Source organism: Muricauda sp. MAR_2010_75, from assembly GCF_000745185.1.
Classification (GTDB): domain Bacteria; phylum Bacteroidota; class Bacteroidia; order Flavobacteriales; family Flavobacteriaceae; genus Flagellimonas.
Genome location: NZ_JQNJ01000001.1, coordinates 3,153,773 through 3,173,133, shown reverse-complemented (window position 1 = coordinate 3,173,133; position 19,361 = coordinate 3,153,773). Strand labels below are relative to the sequence as shown.

Sequence of the window (19,361 nt, the reverse complement as noted above, 5' to 3'; positions counted from 1 at the left end):
TTTCTGATTACTTTTAGGGGCATTGTTCAATTTTTTGAACTTGCTTAAAACACCATTGCATGATAATCCATCGATTTGATCTTAAAAATTCCATATTAAACACCTTTATAGCTGAAATCCGGGACAAAACCGTTCAAAAAGATGGAATGCGGTTCCGAAGAAACATTGAGCGTATTGGTGAGGTATTGGGATATGAACTGAGCAAAACCTTGGATTATGAAGCTGTTGTGGTTGATACCCCTTTTGGTTCAAAAAAAAGTGCCAAAACCACAGATTCCTTGGTACTCTGCTCTGTACTTCGGGCGGGACTGCCGCTGCACCATGGACTTTTGAATTATTTTGATGGAGCTGAAAATGCATTCATCTCCGCGTATAGACACCATCCTGATGATGGTGATGCATTTGAGGTCATTGTTAAATATTTAGCCGCTCCTTCTCTGGAAGGCAAAACCTTGATTTTAACTGATCCCATGTTGGCAACGGGAAAAACCTTGGAAAACGTCCTTAAAGCACTTAGCGGCCACGGAACCCCAAAAAAAATCCATATTATTTCCGTAATCGGCTCAAAGGCAGGAGTGGCGCATGTGCAAGAAATTTTTCCGGATGAAACAGAATTATGGATAGCGTCGGTTGATGAAGAGCTCACCAGGAAGGGCTACATCATACCAGGTCTTGGTGATGCCGGAGACCTTTCGTACGGAGAGAAACTATAACAGGATTTCAACCATTTCGTGAAGTGAGGGAATATGGCAACGCCAGCCATACGTTTCGTGTATTTTGTCTTTGAAGGCATGCAATGCATCCGTTTCCCCATGTACCAAAAACACCTTTTCGGGAATATTCTTGATTTGCCCCATCCAATGTAGTAGTTCACTTTGGTCTGCATGCGCGGACAAACTTTCCAAGTGTTCAATTTTTGCGTTCACAGGTATATATTTTCCAAACATCTTCAATTCTTGGGCACCTTCCAATAACTTTCTGCCGCGGGTCTCTTCAGCCTGATACCCCACAAGCAAAACGGTAGTGGATTTTAAATCCATCAATTGCTTTAAATAGGTAAGCACCCTGCCCCCTGTGACCATACCACTTCCAGCAATCACAACCTTGGGCCTTGGGTCATCAATGGTTTCCCATGTTTCACGGTAGGAACTCACCAAGTTTACATGATTGCACATATTGTGATATTCGCTCATGGAAAGCTTGTGCCACTCTGGAAAACGTCCAAATACTTCCAAAACATTGGTGCCCATGGGACTGTCCACAAAAATTGGAATGTTGGGAATCTTGTTTTTGTCATACAGTTTCCAGAGCATATACATTAAGGATTGTAGTCGCTCCACCGCAAAGGATGGGATGATCAAAGTACCACGGTTTTGCAGCGTCCGCTCAACAAGATTCTTAAAAATACCCTCCAAATCTTCCACAGGATGATCTTTGTCCCCGTAGGTGCTTTCCACAAAAAGATAATCGGCCCATTCCGGTTGTAAAGGGGCATCCAACAAGTCATCTTTCAATCGGCCCACATCACCAGAAAAGACAAATACTTTCCCGTGCATGTTCATTTCAATAAAAGTAGACCCAATAATGTGTCCATTGTATTTAAAACATGCACTACAATCTGGAGCAAGTTCAATGTTCTCCCCTTCTTCTATACTCTTGAAATATCCCAAAGTCCGCTTTACATCCTCTTGATCGTATAGCGGCAATGCAGGATTATGTTTACTATATCCTTCCTCATTGGCCCGTTCAGCTTCTTCCTCATGTATTTTGGCGCTGTCCTTCAATATAATTTCTGCAATGGCCAAAGTAGGTGCCGTACCAAGAATATTTCCCTTAAAACCTTGTTTTACCAAAAGGGGTAGATACCCGCAATGATCCAAATGCCCGTGGGTCAATAATACCGCATCAATTTTGGGAACATCTATGGGAAGGGGCTGCCAATTTTGTTGCCGAAGCTCCTTTGCTCCTTGAAACACCCCGCAATCCACCAATATGTTAATGCCTTCTGTTTCTAAATAGAACTTGGATCCCGTTACGGTTTCCGACCCCCCTAAAAAATGGACTTTAAGTTTTTTCATAAAGCGCGTTTAAGCAATGCACAATGATTTCATTTCTTTTATAATTTTTTCCTTTCTTCCATTGGAAACGCCTAAATGATCCAGATAGAACATATCTTCCCATAATTGACGACAAAGCACCACATTTCTATCCAAAAGAAATTGCTTTTCCCTATTGGTCAGCAACGTGGAAACGGTTATTGGATAGAGCCCCAGTCGGTCAATCCGGTCCTTTAGCCCATCTTCTTCTGGATAGTCCCAACTCAATAGGTAAAGGCCAACACATTGACCATATTGTAAGGCATCAGCAGTGAATCGTGTATTGGTAACCACCCATCCCAAGGTATCTTCAAAATCCTTTTTCTTTTGGGCATGCAGGGGTCCTTTTACATCATTGTATCGAGAATTGATGTACAAAGGCACTTTAATATTACAGTTGAGGCTTTCTTCTCCATGGAATTTGCATTCAATGATGTTCAGGGTTCCATTTTTAATGGCCAGCACATCAATTTCATGGGAGACGCAATCTCCTTGGAGCACTTCGCCAACCTTGGTCCGGTACCCAGAATAATGCAAAATTCCAGCGACAAAACGTTCAAATGGAAAACCTGTGGGGCCTAACTCGTAGATAGCCTTTTTTAGTTTGTATTTGGATGCATAGACCGATTTGGCCTTTTTTAATAAGGCAAATGCCCTATTATAGATTTCGCGCGTGGTAATCTCTGGATATAATTCGTCCATTACTTGGTCCACAATATCGTTGACTACGTTATGGGTGGCGCCACTTGACTTTAGGGAGTTCCGCAGTTTTTCAACAGAAAATCGGGTCTTCTCCCCTGTGGATTTTATAATATCAAATTCCTTTTCTTTCATTCCTCTAAAATAGCATCAATTCCAATATGGTTTCAACAGCATGGCAATCCACAATGGTCTAATCTTTGTTTTCCTTGCTTGCCGCTTTTTCCTGCTTTCTAAAATACCTCCGGGTCAAAAAATTATGCTTTAGAGCTTCCATATTTTCATTAAAACGTGCTGTTCCTTCCTCAATGCTTTGCATGGTTCGTTCCAATTGGTCCACCAGAACGGTATCTGTAGCCAAGTAGTTTATGGTTCCTTTTCCCTTGGAAATCGTTGTGGAGAGACTGTCGAGCGTATGGGAAATTGATGCCATTTTTTGGCTCGAAGTCTCCAAGTTTAATAGGATACTTTTCATCTGCTGACCAGAAATGGAGTCACTCAGCAATACGTCGGCCACGCTATTTTCAAAATTAATGTCGGTTATGATGCCATTGAGTTTTTCAAGGGTAATGTTTGCTTCGGCACTTATCTTTTTTAAATTGATGGAAGTTTGCAAAAGGTTGTTGGACATCACCGAGTCATTGAGCAACCTTCCCAAGGTTCCCTTATTATGTTTTAACTTCTCTGTTATTTCCAATAAATCAGCTGTTAAAAGTGCCGCATTTTCGTTGGTAACGTTCAGGGTGCTCAACATATCATCCGCCCCTATCTTGCTATATGAAACAATTTGATCTCCGGATGCAATGGGCTCCCCTGCTCCACGTCCTGGTACAATGTTCACTATCATACTCCCCACCAAACCATCTGAACCAATACTGGCTATGGCATTCTTTCTAATATGCTGCAACATTTTCTCTTGAATGACCATTGTAACTACAATGGTGGTGTCATTAAACATTTCTATGGAATTTACCGTGCCAATATCAATACCAGAATATCTTACATTATTGCCTTTTTGAAGGCCGTTTACATTCTTAAAAACTGCATTGATGGTAAAGGTATTACCAAACAGATTTTGCCTATTCCCAATAAAGTAGGCTGCAAGAACCAGCAAAATGGTTCCCAAGGTGACAAAAACCCCTAGCCTTATTTTTTCTGTTGTTGTTTTATCCATTTCATTATTTTTTAAAGAATGCCTGCACTTTTGGGTCATTGGAATTGGTAAGATCCCGGAAAGTGCCCTCAGCATAATTAACGCCATCAACCAATAAAATCATCCGTTCAGAAATCACCCGGGCACAGTCCACATCGTGCGTGATGATCAATGAAGACGTGCCGTATTCCTTTTGGATGTTGCGCATGAGTTCAATGATTTCCTTTGAGGTGATGGGGTCCAAGCCACTTGTGGGCTCATCATATAAGATGATTTTAGGCCGCAATATGATGGCCCGGGCCAAGGCTACTCTCCTTTTCATACCGCCTGAAAGTTCTTCGGGCATTAAATCCATGGTATGTTCCAACCCAACACTTTTAAGAGCCTCCAGAACAAAGGGTGTAGTATCCGTAACCACACCCATTTTCTTTTGGTGCCTTCTCATGGGGAATTCCAGGTTTTCCCTAACAGTCATGGAATCGTATAGCGCGCTTCCCTGAAACAAAAATCCGATATCCGCCCTTAGAACATCAAGTGCTTCTTGGTTGAGTGCGCTGATATCCTGCCCCATGACAATGATTTTACCAGCATCAGGCTTTACCAGACCAACAAGACATTTAATCATTACAGATTTGCCTGAGCCCGATTTGCCCATGACCACCAAATTTTCCCCTTCATGCAGCTTCATGTTAAAACCATTGAGTACATGGTTGTCGCCAAAGCTTTTGTACAATCCCTCAATATGAATGACTTCTTTAAGAGGTTGCCCCGATTCAGTTGTTGTTGCTATTTTCTTTTCGCTTGACATCATAGTTCATAAAAAATATCGGATATAAACACGGCAATAAAGTCAATCACAAACAACAACATGGAAGTAAAGACCACGGCGGTATTTGCTGCCATACCTACCCCTGCAGTTCCCTTTTTGCTGTAATATCCTTTGTAACATCCTACAAGACCAATGGCAAAACCAAAAAAGAACGACTTTATGGTAGCAGGAATCAAATCTCCATAGGAAAGGGCACTGAAAACGGCATTAAAATACAGTTGAAAGGAGACATTGCCCTTAAAATTCTCCACAAGTGCCGAACCGTACAGTGCGACGGCATCACCCAAAATAACAAGAAGGGGAAGCATCAATGTAGTGGCCATGATTCTTGTAACGACCAAAAATTTGAAAGGATTGGTCCCTGAGACCTCCATGGCATCAATCTGTTCCGTTACCCGCATTGACCCTAATTCAGCTCCAATACCCGATGCAATACGTCCCGCGCAGACCAAGGCCGTAATCACAGGTCCAAGTTCCCTTACAATGGAAATGCCAACCATATTGGGCATCCACGAAACCGCTCCAAATTCAATAAGGGTGGGGCGCGATTGCAGGGTGAGTACCAAGCCAATGATAAATCCCGTGACCAACACCAAAATCAAGGACCGGTTCCCCATATTATAGCACTGCCGTAAAAACTCCTTGAACTCAAAGGGTGGCCTAAAACCAACTTTAAAGAAACGTCCGGCAAAATAAGACAGCTCCCCAATTTCCATGAAGAACTTTCGTATTCGAAAAGTAACCTGTGACGCATGCATGATTTCACCATTTGAAGCTAATCATTTTCAAATGTAAAACTTGAGATAGGTTATGGGAATGATTGAAATCATAATACTGACCGATATCATTTTGGCAAAAAGCTTTAGAAACTAACTTTAAGAATCCTATAAAAACGAGCAAGATGGAAACAAAAGCAATGTATAACTCTGATTTACACTTTGAGCACCAGCAATGGGAAAAAGAGCTTGAATTTTGGGAAGATGAGCTTAGATCTTTTCAAAATAGACTTGATGAATTGGTAAACCGCTGGACAGATGAAAAGGTCTTGGCGGAATTAAGTGAGTTCCAAAACCAATTTTTCATCCATAAATCCAAGATTGAAGAATTCAAGGAAAAAATTCAGGCCCATGAACTCAATATCTCCAGACATTTGGAAGCCCATGAGGATGTCATAAATCGATTGCATTTTGAGCACCATAAAAAAATCAGGGAGGGCATAGAAACAGAAAGGGGTATTTACCATGACCTGAAAAAACAATTCTTCCGTTTCCTTTCCAAATACCTGTAAAAAGAAGAAAATTTTCTGCAGAAGCATGCTATTTCCAGGGAATTTGACCTTGTGGTCATGTCACACCAAAATAGCTGCGGTTAAAGGCTTCCTTTTTGTCGTTGGCCCCAAACATTTGGCCGTTCGCCAAATTTTGGGAGTTTAATAACACTTCGTTTTTTAAGAAAATAATGCGTTCGGATTATATTTGCTGAAACCCGTTTTTGGCCCCAATGGTGTTTGCTTTTTTTCAACCGCATGAAAACAAAACATATCGTTTACACCCTAATGGGTATTGGAATTTTGGCCCTTATCGCCTACAGGATAAAATCCAATGCTGAAATTGGTAAAGTAGCGAATACTGGTCCTGTAATACCCACGGTCTCTGGGATTGTCCTAGAACCTCAAATATTTAAGGATAACATATCGCTTTCGGGTACTTTGGAAGCAGATGAACAAATAGATATCCGCAGCGAGGTTTCCGGTGTGATTGAAAGCATCAACTTTAAGGAAGGTGCCAAGGTATCGCAGGGACAAGTGCTTCTGAAGGTAAATGACATTGAACTGCAAGCACAGCTTTCCAAGGCGTTGACCGCAAAAAAGTTAGCTTCTGAAAATGAACGAAGAGCCAAATTGCTTTTGGAAAAACAGGCCATAAGCCAAGAAGAATACGATATTGCCAGTGCAGACTTTCAATCCGCTTCCGCAGAATCAGAACTGATTAATGCCCAACTGTCCAAAGCAACGGTTCGTGCGCCCTTTTCCGGTACCATAGGATTGCGTTCCATTTCAAAAGGAACCTATGTTACCCCCTCCACTACCATTGCCAAATTGGTGAACACTGATGAATTGAAAATCACCTTTTCCGTTCCCGAAAAATATGCTTCGCAAATTCGTGTGGGTACTGTCCTGACCTTTACCACCTCAGATTCGAACGAAGAATATGAAGCCACCATTTATGCCATTGACCCCGAGGTGGACATTGCCACCCGAACCCTAAGAATGAGGGCCGTAATGGATAACAGAAGCAAGGGGCTTTATCCGGGGGCTTATGCTAGTGTACAGTTACCCTTGGAAACTGTGGATGATGCTCTATTGGTACCCACCGAATCCTTGATTCCCGTACAGAATGGGAAGAAAATTTTCGTATACCGGAATGGGCTTGCCAAAGAAATCGATGTTGAAATTGGTGCCCGCACCGGCAGTGTTGTCCGGGTGTTGACCAACCTTCATTCTGGTGATACCGTATTGACCTATGGTGTAATGGCATTGAAGGACGGTGCACCTGTTGATGTAATACTAGAAGAGCTTGAACCCTTGACGGCAGTACAATGAATCTCTCAGCGATATGTATTAAGCGGCCCGTTCTTACCATAGTAATGAACATCACCATTATCCTATTCGGAATCATTGGATATACGTTTTTGGGTGTCAGGGAATTTCCCTCCATTGATCCCGCCATAGTTTCTGTCCGTACCAGCTATTCGGGTGCCAATGCGGATATTATTGAATCCCAGATTACCGAACCTCTGGAAAAGGCCATAAACTCCATTGATGGCATTCGCAATATTACCTCCAACAGTGTTCAAGGGTCAAGTTCCATAAACATTGAGTTTAATCTGGACAAAAATTTGGAGGACGCCGCGAACGATGTACGTGACAAGGTTTCCCAAGCGGTGCGGAGTCTACCCGATGATTTGGATGCTCCTCCCGTAGTATCCAAGGCAGATGCAGATGCCCAGCGAATCATTTCCATGACCGTTCAAAGCGATAATAAAAACATTTTGGAACTCTCCGACTATGCCGAAAATGTCATTGCGCAGCGTATTGAAACCATTCCGGGCGTAAGTGGGGTTCAAATATGGGGACAACGCAGGTATGCGATGCGATTATGGATAGATCCTATAAAACTCGCCTCTTATGGACTTACTGTTGCCGATGTGCGTGCGGCCCTTTTGGCCCAGAATGTAGAACTTCCGTCTGGAAAATTAACAGGTGATAATACCGAATTGACCGTAAAGACGATTGGAAACCTGAATACCGAGGAAGAATTCAACAATATTATTATTCTGGCCGATGGCGAAAAACTCGTTCAACTCCGTGATATAGGACAAGCTACTTTGGAGGGAGAGAACATGGAGACCAAAATGAGTGACTCAGGTCAACCCATGATTGCAGTGGCCGTAGTTCCACAACCCGGTACCAATTATCTTGAAATTGCAGATGCCTTTTATGAGGAATATGAAAAGCTTCAAAAAGACCTTCCCGAAGATTTTAAATTAAATGTGGTCATTGACGATACCGTTTTTGTAAAAAGAGCCGTCACCGAAGTGGCCGAGACCATATTAATTTCCATCATCTTGGTTATTCTGGTTATTTATCTCTTCTTCAGGAATTGGTCATTGGCCCTTCGTCCACTTTTGGATATTCCCGTCTCTTTAATTGCCACCTTCTTTTTTATGTGGTTGTTCGGTTTTTCCATCAACGTATTGACCCTTTTGGCCATCGTTTTGGCCACCGGGCTTGTGGTGGATGATGGAATTGTGGTCACGGAGAACATCTACAAAAAGATAGAAGAAGGGATGAGTCCTATTGAAGCGGCCATAAAAGGTTCCAAGGAAATCTTTTTTGCGGTCATCTCCATATCCGTTACACTCGCGGCTGTGTTCTTGCCCGTTATCTTTTTGGAAGGATTTGTAGGTCGCCTTTTCAGGGAATTCGGGGTTGTTCTGGGAGCTGCAGTAATGGTTTCCGCCTTTGTATCGCTAACGCTTACACCCATGCTCAATGCTTATTTGACCAAACCTGGCAAGCAAAGCAGATCGCGTTTTTATCAGGTTACCGAAAAATATTTTGTTGCCATGAACCAATCCTACGCCAGTGCCTTGGAAAAGTTCATGCAGAAGAAATGGCTGAGTTTGCCCATACTTTTTGGCTGTATTGGTCTAATAGTTTTATTCTATACCCTGCTTCAGAAAGAAACAGCCCCCTACGATGATAGAAGTTTTGTTAGACTGAACGTTACCGCCCCAGAGGGATCATCCTATGAATATATGGATCGTTTGATGACCGGAATCACAGAACTCATCAATGACTCCATTCCAGAAAAAAAGGTGAGTTTGGTCTTGACCTCTCCAGGATTTGGCTCCTCCTCCGTGAACAGTGGTCGGGCCAATATTGCATTGGTAGAACCTGGTGAAAGGGACCGTTCCCAACGCGAAATTGCCGATGACCTTGGAAGATGGGCCAAAGCCTTTGTGGGTGGAAAAACCAATGTATCGGAACGCCCCACCATCTCGGTGAACCGTCGTGGCGGACCTCCGATTCAATTTATCATACAGGCCAAAAATTTTCAAAAACTAGAAGAAAAAGTACCTGAGTTCATGGCCGAGGCCGAAAAAGACCCTACTTTTTCCTTTACAGATGTCAATCTAAAATTCAACAAACCGGAAATTTATGTCACCATTGATCGCGAAAAAGCGGAAAGCTTGGGCGTTTCTGTACGGGATGTGGCCCAAACGCTTCAACTGTCTTTAAGTGGCCAGCGCTTTGGCTATTTCTTGATGAACGGAAAACAATATCAGGTTATTGGTCAATTCGACAAGCAAGACCGTAACGAGCCTATGGACCTTACCTCCATATTTGTTAAAAACAAGGAGGGACGTCTTATTCAGTTGGATAATTTGGTGACGACCAGCGAGCACAGCAGTCCCCCGCAACTGTTCCATAACAATCGATATATGTCTGCCACAGTTTCGGCCAATTTGGCCCCCGGTATGAGCATTGGGGATGGAATAGATGCCATGAATGCCATAAAAGATAGAGTTCTCGACGATACCTTTACCACTGATCTTGGGGGTGAATCCCGTGATTTTGTGGAAAGTAGTTCCAACACCGCTTTTGCTTTTGCACTGGCCTTTTTGTTGATTTTCCTCATTCTGGCCGCTCAATTTGAAAGTTTCATCGACCCATTCATTATTATATTAACGGTGCCAATGGCCGTAGCAGGAGCTATGTTCTCGCTTTGGCTCTTTGGAGAAACATGGAATATTTTCAGTCAGATCGGAACCATTATGTTGATTGGACTGGTGACCAAAAATGGAATTTTGATTGTTGAGTTTGCCAATCAGTTGCAAGAAGAAGATGAAAGCATCTCAAAAATGGATGCCATTATGAAGGCATCCGTATCAAGGTTGCGACCCATCCTCATGACCAGTCTTACCGTTGCACTGGGTGCATTGCCCATCGCACTTTCACTTGGAGCCGCATCGGCAAGTAGAACTGGAATGGGAGTTGTGATCATTGGCGGAACACTGTTTTCATTAGTGCTTACCCTATTTGTTATCCCGGCATTGTATTTTATGTGGTCAAGGAAAAAAGTACAACGACCCGAATTCAAAATCCTCGAAGTTTCATAGTATGGGCAAATACCAACGTATCCTCATCCTATTGTTCAGTTTGGCAGGTATCATCTCTGGTGGTGCACAGAAACTTTTAACGGTTGAAGAAGCTGTTAAAATAGCTTTGGAAAACAATTATCAGATAAAAACGGCGCAAAACGAACTGAAAATAGATGAGTTGGGAGTTAGCCCAGGGCAAGCAGGGGTTCTCCCAAGACTAGGTGCCAATCTATCGGACAATAACAGCATTCAGAATTTATCCCAACTACGAAACGATGGCACCCTTCAGGAACGCGACAATGTAAAGAACAGTAGCTTAAATTATGGTGTAGCACTTGAATGGACAGTGTTTGATGGTCTTCGCATGTTTGCCAATTTTGAGCAGTTGAAGGAAACCAAAAAATTGGGAGAAGCTGAACTGAAACAGGCCATATTGACCACCGTGGGTGAAATCATGATTACCTACTACGACCTAGTTCAACAGCAACAACAATTATCGGCCTTGGACAGTACCCTCATCATTTCGGAACAGCGGGTGGAACTTGCACAGAACAGATTTACGATTGGAAAAGCGTCCAAACTGGAGGTATTGAATGCGCAAGTGGACTTGAACACCGACCAAACTCTGATGCAACGGCAGCAAGAACTGTATAAGAACACCAAAATCCAGTTGAACGAACAATTGGCGCGAGACCTGAAGGTTGATTTTAGTGTGATTCCTGACATCTTTGTGGACCATGAACTGACATTGGACGAACTTGAAAACATGGTAGCTTCGGAAAATCCCCAGTTACAGGCCGAAAAAATCAACAAGCGTATCAGTGAACTGGAACTCAAACAAATAAAGGCCGCTCGTTACCCTTCCGTATTTGTGTCCTCGGGGTACAATATAGGTAGTTCCAAATCCGAGTTGGGGTTTGCCATAAGTTCTGAATCAAAAGGTTTCAATTATGGATTTGGTGCCACGCTCAACCTATTTGATGGTTTTAACCAGAACAGGAGGGAGAAAATGGGAAAAGTAGCCTTGGAAAATGCAGAAATAGCCATTGCCCAACAGGAACAGGCCTTGAATTCGTTGGTAAACACCACTTATCAGACCTATCTGACCAATATCAGCCTAATGGAACTTGAGGAAAGAAACGAAGCCATAGCTAAGGAAAACTTGGACATTACGGTTGAAAAATATAGGATTGGAATTATTCCCACTATCGAGTTTAGAACGGCACAGTTGAACTACATCAATGCCAGGGTACGGCACAGCAATGCAAAATTTCAGGCCAAACTCTCCGAAATCATCTTAAAACAGTTGGCCGGTAATCTGGATCTCTGATTTTGTTTATAACAGAAACGACAAAACCACTGTTTGGCCATTTTACTATTACAACAAAAATCATTCATTTTGTGATATTTTTTGATGTATTCCACCTCACTCAAACGTTATAGTAAAGTCTTTTGTTTATAAAGTCCATCTATTTAAGGAATGCTATTTTTCCGATTTGACACAGCTACTTTAATGGTATTGTCTTATTCCACAAACACGGAATAAATGCTTTGACTAACAGCAACTTACTCAGGAATCAAGTTTTTGATTTACTGGAGTGATGGTACATTTTCTTGCAACTTTTAAGGCTATTTTATGGGTCAAAATAAGTTTGGAATGTAGTTGAAAACGGACAAAATTGTTCCCTTTAATTCGTCTTGTTGACGGTATTTGAAAAAAATTCAACCAAATAGACCTGCATTGCGTTATTGATAAAATATTGTATAATTGATGAAGATTTGCTAAAAAAACCCCGTAATATTTGTGCAGTTAAAATTCCAAAACAAGAATCAGTCCGAAATCCTAGGCAGTGATGCTTTGGGAAGTCTTTCAAAAGAAGACAACCAGATTATCTGGAAAGACTTCAAAGCTGGTGACGAAAAAGCCTTCATGCTTTTATATGAGCAGTACGCCAATTTGCTCTACGGATATGGTTGCAGATTTACCTCGGACAATGAGCTTGTAAAAGACTGCCTCCAAGATTTTTTTGTCTACCTGCGTGAAAAGAGAGAAGGTTTGGGAAATCCGGCATCCGTTAAATTTTACCTGCTAAAAGCGTTCAAAAGACGAGTCGTGGATTATTTGCGCAAGGGCAAAAAAGAAAAAGAGAAGAGCCAAGAAGTAATCAAGGATGGTTTCTACAGCAATAGAATGCATGAAACAGTGTTTATCCAACAACAGGATGAAACCAAACTGCTCAATCTTGAAAAAGCGCTTAAATCCTTAAATGCCAAAGAAAGGGAAGCCATCTATTATTTCTATTACCAGAATCTATCCTATGAACAAATCGCTGAGATTTTGGATTTTTCCTATATTTCTTCTGCACGTAGACTTATTTATAGGTCGCTGAAAAAAATGAAGGCCATCCTGTAAGTTTCAAGCCCAATAACACTCACCATTTTTTAAGATAAGGAGAGAATCCTCCCTCCTATTCTTGGATCACTTTTATTTTTCCTTTAAGTCGACATCCCATAGAATTCAAATCCATAGAACGGTTTCTTATGGTTCAAAGAGCACTTAAAAAACGCCTTTTTGAGATATTGATAATTTTTTCTGTTAAAAAATAACATTGTCGGTATCATTTGCGACATTTTCCCCTATTTATATATAAAAGGCTTTACGTGGCAGAACAAGATCAGAACATTTTCAACCATCTAATTCTCAATAAGGGCTTCATTGAATGGGTAAGAAATCCCAATGAGGCCAGCGATTTCTTTTGGGAAAAGTGGCTAAGGGAAAAACCGGCCCACACTCAGGAATTTTACAGGGCTAAAGCCTTTGTTGAAAAAATGTGGCATGAAGATGATAAACTCACCGATACGGAATTGGACGATTTGTTGGGCAAAATAATACAACAAGAGGCCACATCGAACTTAAAAAGAAGTAACTCGCGAAAAATTTTTAGCGCCCATGTAACCCCTGCTCTAAAAAAGTTTGCCAATTACGCAGCTGTTTTTGCCATTGTGATCACCACAGTTTTATTATACGATACCCTAACAAAAGAAACTGCAACTGAAGTTGCTGAAGTGGTTGAGTGGGAAATCATCTCCAATCCAAAGGGAAAAAGGTCTAAAGTGACCCTGCCCGATGGCACCTTGGTAGACCTCAACTATGAAAGTACATTAAAGTATCCGAAAAAATTTGATGCAAAAACCAGATTGGTGGAACTTCATGGAGAGGCATTTTTTGATGTGGTCCACATAGATGATCATCCCTTTGTGGTAAAGACCGGAATGCTGGAAACAGAGGTTTACGGAACCTCCTTTAACATAAACTCCTTCTCGTATTTGGATGAACTCGATATTTCATTGGTCACTGGTAAAGTAAAGGTGAGAAAGACCATTGAGGATGCACATGCTACGGACAGTATTTTTCTTAATCCGGGAGAACAGGTCCAGTTCAATAAAGTTTCCCAAGAAATGGTCAAGAATCAATTTGATGTAGAAAGTGCAATTGCTTGGAAAAATGGGACCTTAATCTTTGAGGAGGTAGGGTTTGAGGACTTTATAAGTAAGTTGGAGCGCTGGTACGGCGTAAACTTTTACATTGAAGGAACCCCTCCAAAAGACTGGTCTCTTAACGGTACCTATCAGAATGAAAAAATAGAAGATATTTTAAGAGGTGTAAAATTTATATATGGAATGAAATACAATTACGATCATGAAGGCAAAAACATAACAATAAGCTTTTGATCAAAGAAAAACGGCCAGCAATATAAATTGCCAGCCGCTGTAGTTAAATCAAAACCAAATTTCTGAATATGTGATGTGACGGTCAATATCCAGATTTAGTATTAATCAAAATCAACTCAAAATTATGAAAAAAAAATCAGTACTGCGCCAATCCAACATGCGTAGGTGGTTACTTTTGCTCATGGCATTTGTGTCCGTAACGCAAATGGCCTCAGGGCAAGACGATTTTACTGCTTTCAATGAAACGGAAGCGACCATCCAGAATGATGATGAACGACTGAATATCAGTCAGAAAAACATCGACACCAAAGAACTTTTAGAAAAATTGGAAGCCATTTCGGGCTACAAGTTCGTTTTTGACAAATCAATTCTTGATTACAAAAAACGGTTTACCCTAAAAGAAAAGGGTATTTCTTTTGATGCCCTGTTGAACAAAGTTTCCCAACAATCCAGATTACGGTTCAAAAAAGTCAATAACAACATTAATGTTAGACTGGCCGAACCTACTTCATCACAACCACAATCTTCCCCGGATGAGGCCCAAGCAGATGTAGTTGTCTCGGGACAAGTAACCGGAACAGACGGTGTGCCATTATTGGGCGTTTCTGTTGTGGTGCAAGGAGGCGATACGGGTACGGTTACCGATTTTGATGGAAATTATACCCTAACCGTTCCCGAAGGTTCCGTTTTGGTATTTTCCTTTATTGGGATGAGCTCCCAAAATATTCCCATTGGAAACAGGACGGTAATCAATGTGGTCATGGAAGAAGATGTTGCTGCACTTAATGAAGTTGTGGTTGTGGGTTATGGTAGCCAAAAAAGAAGTGATATCACAGGTGCCATCGGGGTGGTTTCTGCAGAGGAATTTGAAGATGAACCTGTTTTACAAGTGGGTCAGGCGCTTCAAGGTAAGGTTGCCGGTCTACAAGTATCCCAAAATTCCGGTGCTCCTGGGTCCGGCCTTTTGATTAGGGTACGGGGAACAGGTACCGTCAATAATTCGGAACCATTGTATGTGGTTGACGGAAATCCAAATGTGGATCCCATAGATTTGATTCCCGAACAGATTGAAAGTATCCAGGTACTGAAAAGTGCAAGTGCGGCTGCCATTTATGGTGCACAGGGTGCCAATGGTGTTATCTTGATCACTACCAAACAAGGTAGAGCGGGCAAGTCTACGTTGAACATCAACTTTTCGCAAGGATTCCAACAGCTTCAACGAAATATTCCCATGACCAATGCCACACAGTACGCCACCTTGTACAATGAGGGGTTGATCAATGCCGGGGATGATCCCATCTATCCCAATCCCGAATCTTTGGGTGAAGGTACTGATTGGCAGAAAGCTGTATTTAGAATGGCTCCCATGACCAACATTTCAGTTTCTGCCAGTGGCGGAAGCGAATCAAGTCGTTATTTTTTCTCAGGAGGTTATGTAGATCAGGAAGGGATTGTAAAAGGTTCTTCTTTTGATAGGGTCAATTTAAGGATCAACTCGTCACATGATATCACTCCTGCTATAAAAGTAGGTCAGAACCTATCTGCCAGCGTATCCACATACGATAACATATCGGAGTATAACTTTGGATCCATATTGGGCAGTACCCTAACGGCCAACCCAGAAATTCCAGTAAAGTTTCCAGATGGTTCTTGGGGCTATTCTGAAACTTCGTTGAACTCTACCAACCCTGCGGCAAATATTCATTTCACCAACAACGACACAAAAAGGTCTGTGGTGAATGGAAATGTGTATGCCGAAATCAAGTTCTTGAAGGATTTTGTGTTTCGTTCACAATATAATTTCAATTTGGGCTATTCCGAAAATGTTGTTTTTTTACCTGAATTCTTTATTTCCTCAAGAAACTTTAGGGATGTGGCAGATTTGACCGAGAACTCCACACGTTTTAACGATAACAGTTTTGCCAATACATTAACGTATGCCAAGACCTTTGGCAAACACAGTGTGGATGCACTTGCTGGTTTCACAACACAAGAATCAAACACCAAATTTGTGTCGGCATACGCAGCAGGTCTTCCTGCCAATGCCACGGACAATGAGGATCTGAGGTATTTGGACCTCGCTACCCAATCAGATAATGCGTCTGGTAATGCTGGTTCCTTTGGAATTTTATCTTATTTAGGGCGTATCAACTACAATTATGCCGGTAAATATTTTACTACCGTCAATTTTAGGGTTGATGGTTCATCAAGATTTGGTGAAAACAACAAGTGGGGGTATTTCCCTTCATTCTCCTTGGGATGGAAACTATCCGAAGAGAACTTTTTGGTGGACAAAGATTGGATCAACAACTTAATGCTTAGAGGAGGTTGGGGTTCTTTGGGTAACCAAGGATCTTTGCCCAACTATGCCTTTGCCAACCTGGTTACGCCAAACATCAACTATGTTTTTGGCGACACTCAGGTGGTATACAACGGTCAGGCCCCTACTGGTAAGGGTAACCCCGATTTGAAATGGGAATCCACGGAAGAAATAAACTTTGGGTTTGATTTCACCGGTTTTGACAGTAAGATAACGGCTTCCTTTGATTGGTATCGAAAAGAAACTTCAGACATGCTGTTGCAAGTACCTTTGGCAGGGTATTCCGGAATTCAGGAATCACCTTTTGTAAACGGGGGGAGTGTGCTTAATAAAGGTTTTGAGGTGATGCTTGGCTACAAGAACACTACACCAAGTGGGCTTACCTATAGTTTCTCAGGGAATTTGGCCCGTAACACCAATGAGGTTTTGGATTTAAGCAATGCAGGCTCTGCGTTGAATCAGTTTATTTCTTTTGTAGGTCTGGTAAATACAACCCAAGTTGGGGCACCTATAGCTTCTTTTTGGGGATGGAAGACTGATGGACTTTTCCAAACCCAGGAAGAAGTGGATAACCACGCATTCCAAAGTTCTGGAACAGCTCCTGGTGACATTAGGTTCGTAGACCTTAATGAAGATGGCGTTGTTGATGCAGAAGACCAGACCATTATAGGAAACCCTTGGCCAAAGTTCACCTATGGTTTCAATGGGTCTTTGTCCTATAAGAACTTAGATTTCAGTGTTCAAGTTCAAGGGGTGGCCGGAAACGACATCTTTATGGGATTGAAGTTCAGGACCGAGGGATCTAACTTCTTCAACTACACCAAAAATGTCTGGGACAATAGATGGACTGGGCCTGGAACCAGCAACACAGTTCCAAGAGTTAATACAAATGACCCCAACAATAACATGAGGTCATCTGAATATTACGTTGAGAGTGGCGATTATTTGAGGGTCAGAAACATTCAATTGGCCTATCGCTTCCCAGAAAATGTGTTCAAGGATGTGAATGTGAGCATTTACGGTTCGGTACAAAATGCCTTTACCATTACAAACTATCCTGGATTTGACCCTGAAATTGGTACCAATAATGCCAATAACCCACTGTACATTGGTATTGATGAGACCAATTATCCTGTTCCAAGAATTTACACCATAGGTTTAAAAGTAGGTTTATAACAAATCAATTATTAAAAGTAAATCATGAAAAATATATTGTCAATAATAACAGTTTTGTTAAGTCTGTTAACGATGGGCTGCTCAGACATCCTTGAAAAGGAACCACTGGCAGCAATTAGTACAAGCAGCGCCTATGTAACAGCTGAAGATGCAGAAAAAGCAGTTACGGCCGCTTATCACCCCTTGACCGGAAACAACTGGTGCTGCGGTAATTATGGAAATGGTGGGTATATGCACTGGGTTCTGGGAAATGTAGCTTCTGATGATACCGAAAAAGGAGGTGAGTCAGGATCAGACCAACTATATGCGCAACAAGTATCCCTATTTAACATTCCATCAGATAACGATGCAACACGTTTTGCATGGGAGAATCAATACATAGGAGTGCACAGGGCCAATCTAGTTTTGGATAACATTGGCGACATTGAAATGGATGAAGGATTAAAAAGTAGATACATGGCCGAAGCTAAATTCCTAAGAGCCTGGTATTACTTCAACCTTGTGAAGACATTTGGAGATGTGCCATTAATACTTAGTGATGATCTAGAAACGTATGACATGGCAAGAACTCCAAAAGCAGAGGTCTATGCACAGATCATTCAAGATTTGGAAGAAGCCAGCCAAGCACTCCCCAATAAAAGCGCATATAGCGATGCGGATAGAGGAAGAGCCACAAGAGGTGCCGCGTTGGCATATCTGGGTAAAGTATACCTGTATTTGGATGACTTTGTAAATGCTGAAAACTATTTTAAACAAGTCATAGACTCGGGAGAATATTCATTGGACCCTGACTATTTGGGCATGTTCCTTAGAGATGGCGAGAATAGTCCGGAGCATATTTTTCAGGTCCAGTTCTTGCATGACCAAGGAGCAACACCGGTTAGGAACATTTTAACCACTGTCTTTGGAAGTAGGGCCAGAAACGGCTGGGGCTTTAACCTGCCTACCCAAGATTTTGTGGATGCTTTTGAAGATGGTGATCCAAGGTTGGGACATACCGTGTATCAAAATGGTGATGTAATGCCCGATGGTGAAATAGCCAATGTAGGAAACAGCACAACGGGGTATATGAACAAAAAATACTATGTGCCAGGATATGAACGTGTGGGTGGTTCCATTCAAATTGGAAGGGACGATATCTATATGCGCCTTGGGAAAGTATTGCTTTGGTATGCTGAGGCTGCAAATGAAAACAACAAAACAGACGAAGCACTATGGGCACTGGAAGAAATTCGAGCCCGTGCAAGAGGCGGTGAAGCCGTGCTTCCAGAAATTACCGAAACTAATAAAGATGCTCTCAGACAGATTATTTGGCATGAGCAACGGGTTGAATTCGGACAGGAGTTTGAACGATTCTGGGAGCTTGTACGCCAAGGAAGAGCAGGACAAGTAATGCGAAACTACGCCGAAACATATGATACGGCCAAAGGAGCCGGTTTCCGTGATGGTGTCAATGAGATTTATCCCGTACCTCAGACTGAAATAAATTTGAGTGATGGAAAAATAACCCAAAATCCGGGATACTAAAATTAATAAAGGGTATGGAGGTTCACCTTTCATACCCTTTTTTACAACCAAAAACTAGTACGATCGAAGATTAACTTTCAACCCCTATGTTTCTGAGCTATATAGATGTAATTTTATCTACGACCCTTTAAACCAATACAGTAAAGTAAAGCATAAAACATA

At 41.8% G+C, this 19,361-nt stretch carries 14 protein-coding genes; 9 read left to right on the top strand and 5 right to left on the bottom strand.

Translation table 11 applies throughout. The annotated features are described in order from the left end of the window. The first annotated feature begins 59 nt into the window (after positions 1-59). Positions 60-713, top strand: a complete 654-nt coding sequence (gene upp / locus FG28_RS14210) for a uracil phosphoribosyltransferase (protein ID WP_036383851.1) — start codon at positions 60-62, stop codon at positions 711-713. On the opposite strand, the gene FG28_RS14205 is transcribed toward upp, so the two are convergent. Genes FG28_RS14205 through FG28_RS14185 form a run of 5 tightly spaced genes read right to left on the bottom strand, consistent with a single transcriptional unit; the run spans position 708 to position 5,535 of the window. After that, positions 708-2,078 carry an MBL fold metallo-hydrolase RNA specificity domain-containing protein gene (locus FG28_RS14205; RefSeq protein ID WP_036383849.1) on the bottom strand — a complete coding sequence of 457 codons (1,371 nt, stop codon included), beginning with the start codon at positions 2,076-2,078 and terminating at the stop codon, positions 708-710. The two genes, upp and FG28_RS14205, sit on opposite strands and share 6 nt — an antisense overlap. 9 nt (positions 2,079-2,087) lie before the next feature. After that, positions 2,088-2,930: an ATP cone domain-containing protein gene (locus FG28_RS14200; RefSeq protein ID WP_036383846.1), complete on the bottom strand. Its 843-nt coding sequence runs from the start codon at positions 2,928-2,930 to the stop codon at positions 2,088-2,090. A 58-nt stretch (positions 2,931-2,988) separates the two neighbouring features. Next, complete coding sequence (locus FG28_RS14195) at positions 2,989-3,969, bottom strand: MlaD family protein (protein WP_036386677.1); 981 nt, start codon at positions 3,967-3,969, stop codon at positions 2,989-2,991. Positions 3,970-3,973: 4 nt separating this feature from the next. Beyond that, positions 3,974-4,756 carry an ABC transporter ATP-binding protein gene (locus FG28_RS14190; RefSeq protein WP_036383843.1) on the bottom strand — a complete coding sequence of 261 codons (783 nt, stop codon included), beginning with the start codon at positions 4,754-4,756 and terminating at the stop codon, positions 3,974-3,976. Then, on the bottom strand, positions 4,756-5,535 hold the full coding sequence (locus FG28_RS14185) for an ABC transporter permease (RefSeq protein ID WP_036383842.1): 780 nt from the start codon (positions 5,533-5,535) through the stop codon (positions 4,756-4,758). The genes FG28_RS14190 and FG28_RS14185 overlap by 1 nt, the downstream gene beginning before the upstream one ends. A 143-nt stretch (positions 5,536-5,678) precedes the next feature. Between FG28_RS14185 and FG28_RS14180 the strand changes: the two genes are divergently transcribed. The 8 genes from FG28_RS14180 (at position 5,679) to FG28_RS14145 (ending at position 19,199) form a co-directional block, all read left to right on the top strand. After that, entirely contained in the window at positions 5,679-6,065 is a 387-nt protein-coding gene (locus tag FG28_RS14180) for a hypothetical protein (RefSeq protein WP_036383841.1), read from the top strand. Positions 6,066-6,302: 237 nt separating this feature from the next. After that, positions 6,303-7,379 carry an efflux RND transporter periplasmic adaptor subunit gene (locus FG28_RS14175; protein WP_036383838.1) on the top strand — a complete coding sequence of 359 codons (1,077 nt, stop codon included), beginning with the start codon at positions 6,303-6,305 and terminating at the stop codon, positions 7,377-7,379. Then, complete coding sequence (locus FG28_RS14170) at positions 7,376-10,462, top strand: efflux RND transporter permease subunit (RefSeq protein WP_036383836.1); 3,087 nt, start codon at positions 7,376-7,378, stop codon at positions 10,460-10,462. The genes FG28_RS14175 and FG28_RS14170 overlap by 4 nt, the downstream gene beginning before the upstream one ends. Position 10,463: 1 nt before the next feature. After that, positions 10,464-11,774, top strand: a complete 1,311-nt coding sequence (locus tag FG28_RS14165) for a TolC family protein (protein ID WP_036383833.1) — start codon at positions 10,464-10,466, stop codon at positions 11,772-11,774. 474 nt (positions 11,775-12,248) lie between these two features. Next, positions 12,249-12,857 (top strand): RNA polymerase sigma factor, encoded by a 609-nt coding sequence (locus tag FG28_RS14160; RefSeq protein ID WP_051947367.1) that lies wholly within the window; start codon positions 12,249-12,251, stop codon positions 12,855-12,857. A 248-nt stretch (positions 12,858-13,105) separates the two neighbouring features. Beyond that, positions 13,106-14,176, top strand: coding sequence for a FecR family protein (locus FG28_RS20200; RefSeq protein ID WP_051947365.1), 1,071 nt, complete (start codon positions 13,106-13,108; stop codon positions 14,174-14,176). A 124-nt stretch (positions 14,177-14,300) separates the two neighbouring features. After that, positions 14,301-17,672: a TonB-dependent receptor gene (locus tag FG28_RS14150; protein ID WP_081894399.1), complete on the top strand. Its 3,372-nt coding sequence runs from the start codon at positions 14,301-14,303 to the stop codon at positions 17,670-17,672. Positions 17,673-17,696: 24 nt separating this feature from the next. Continuing rightward, positions 17,697-19,199: a RagB/SusD family nutrient uptake outer membrane protein gene (locus tag FG28_RS14145; RefSeq protein WP_036383829.1), complete on the top strand. Its 1,503-nt coding sequence runs from the start codon at positions 17,697-17,699 to the stop codon at positions 19,197-19,199. Positions 19,200-19,361 lie beyond the last annotated feature (162 nt).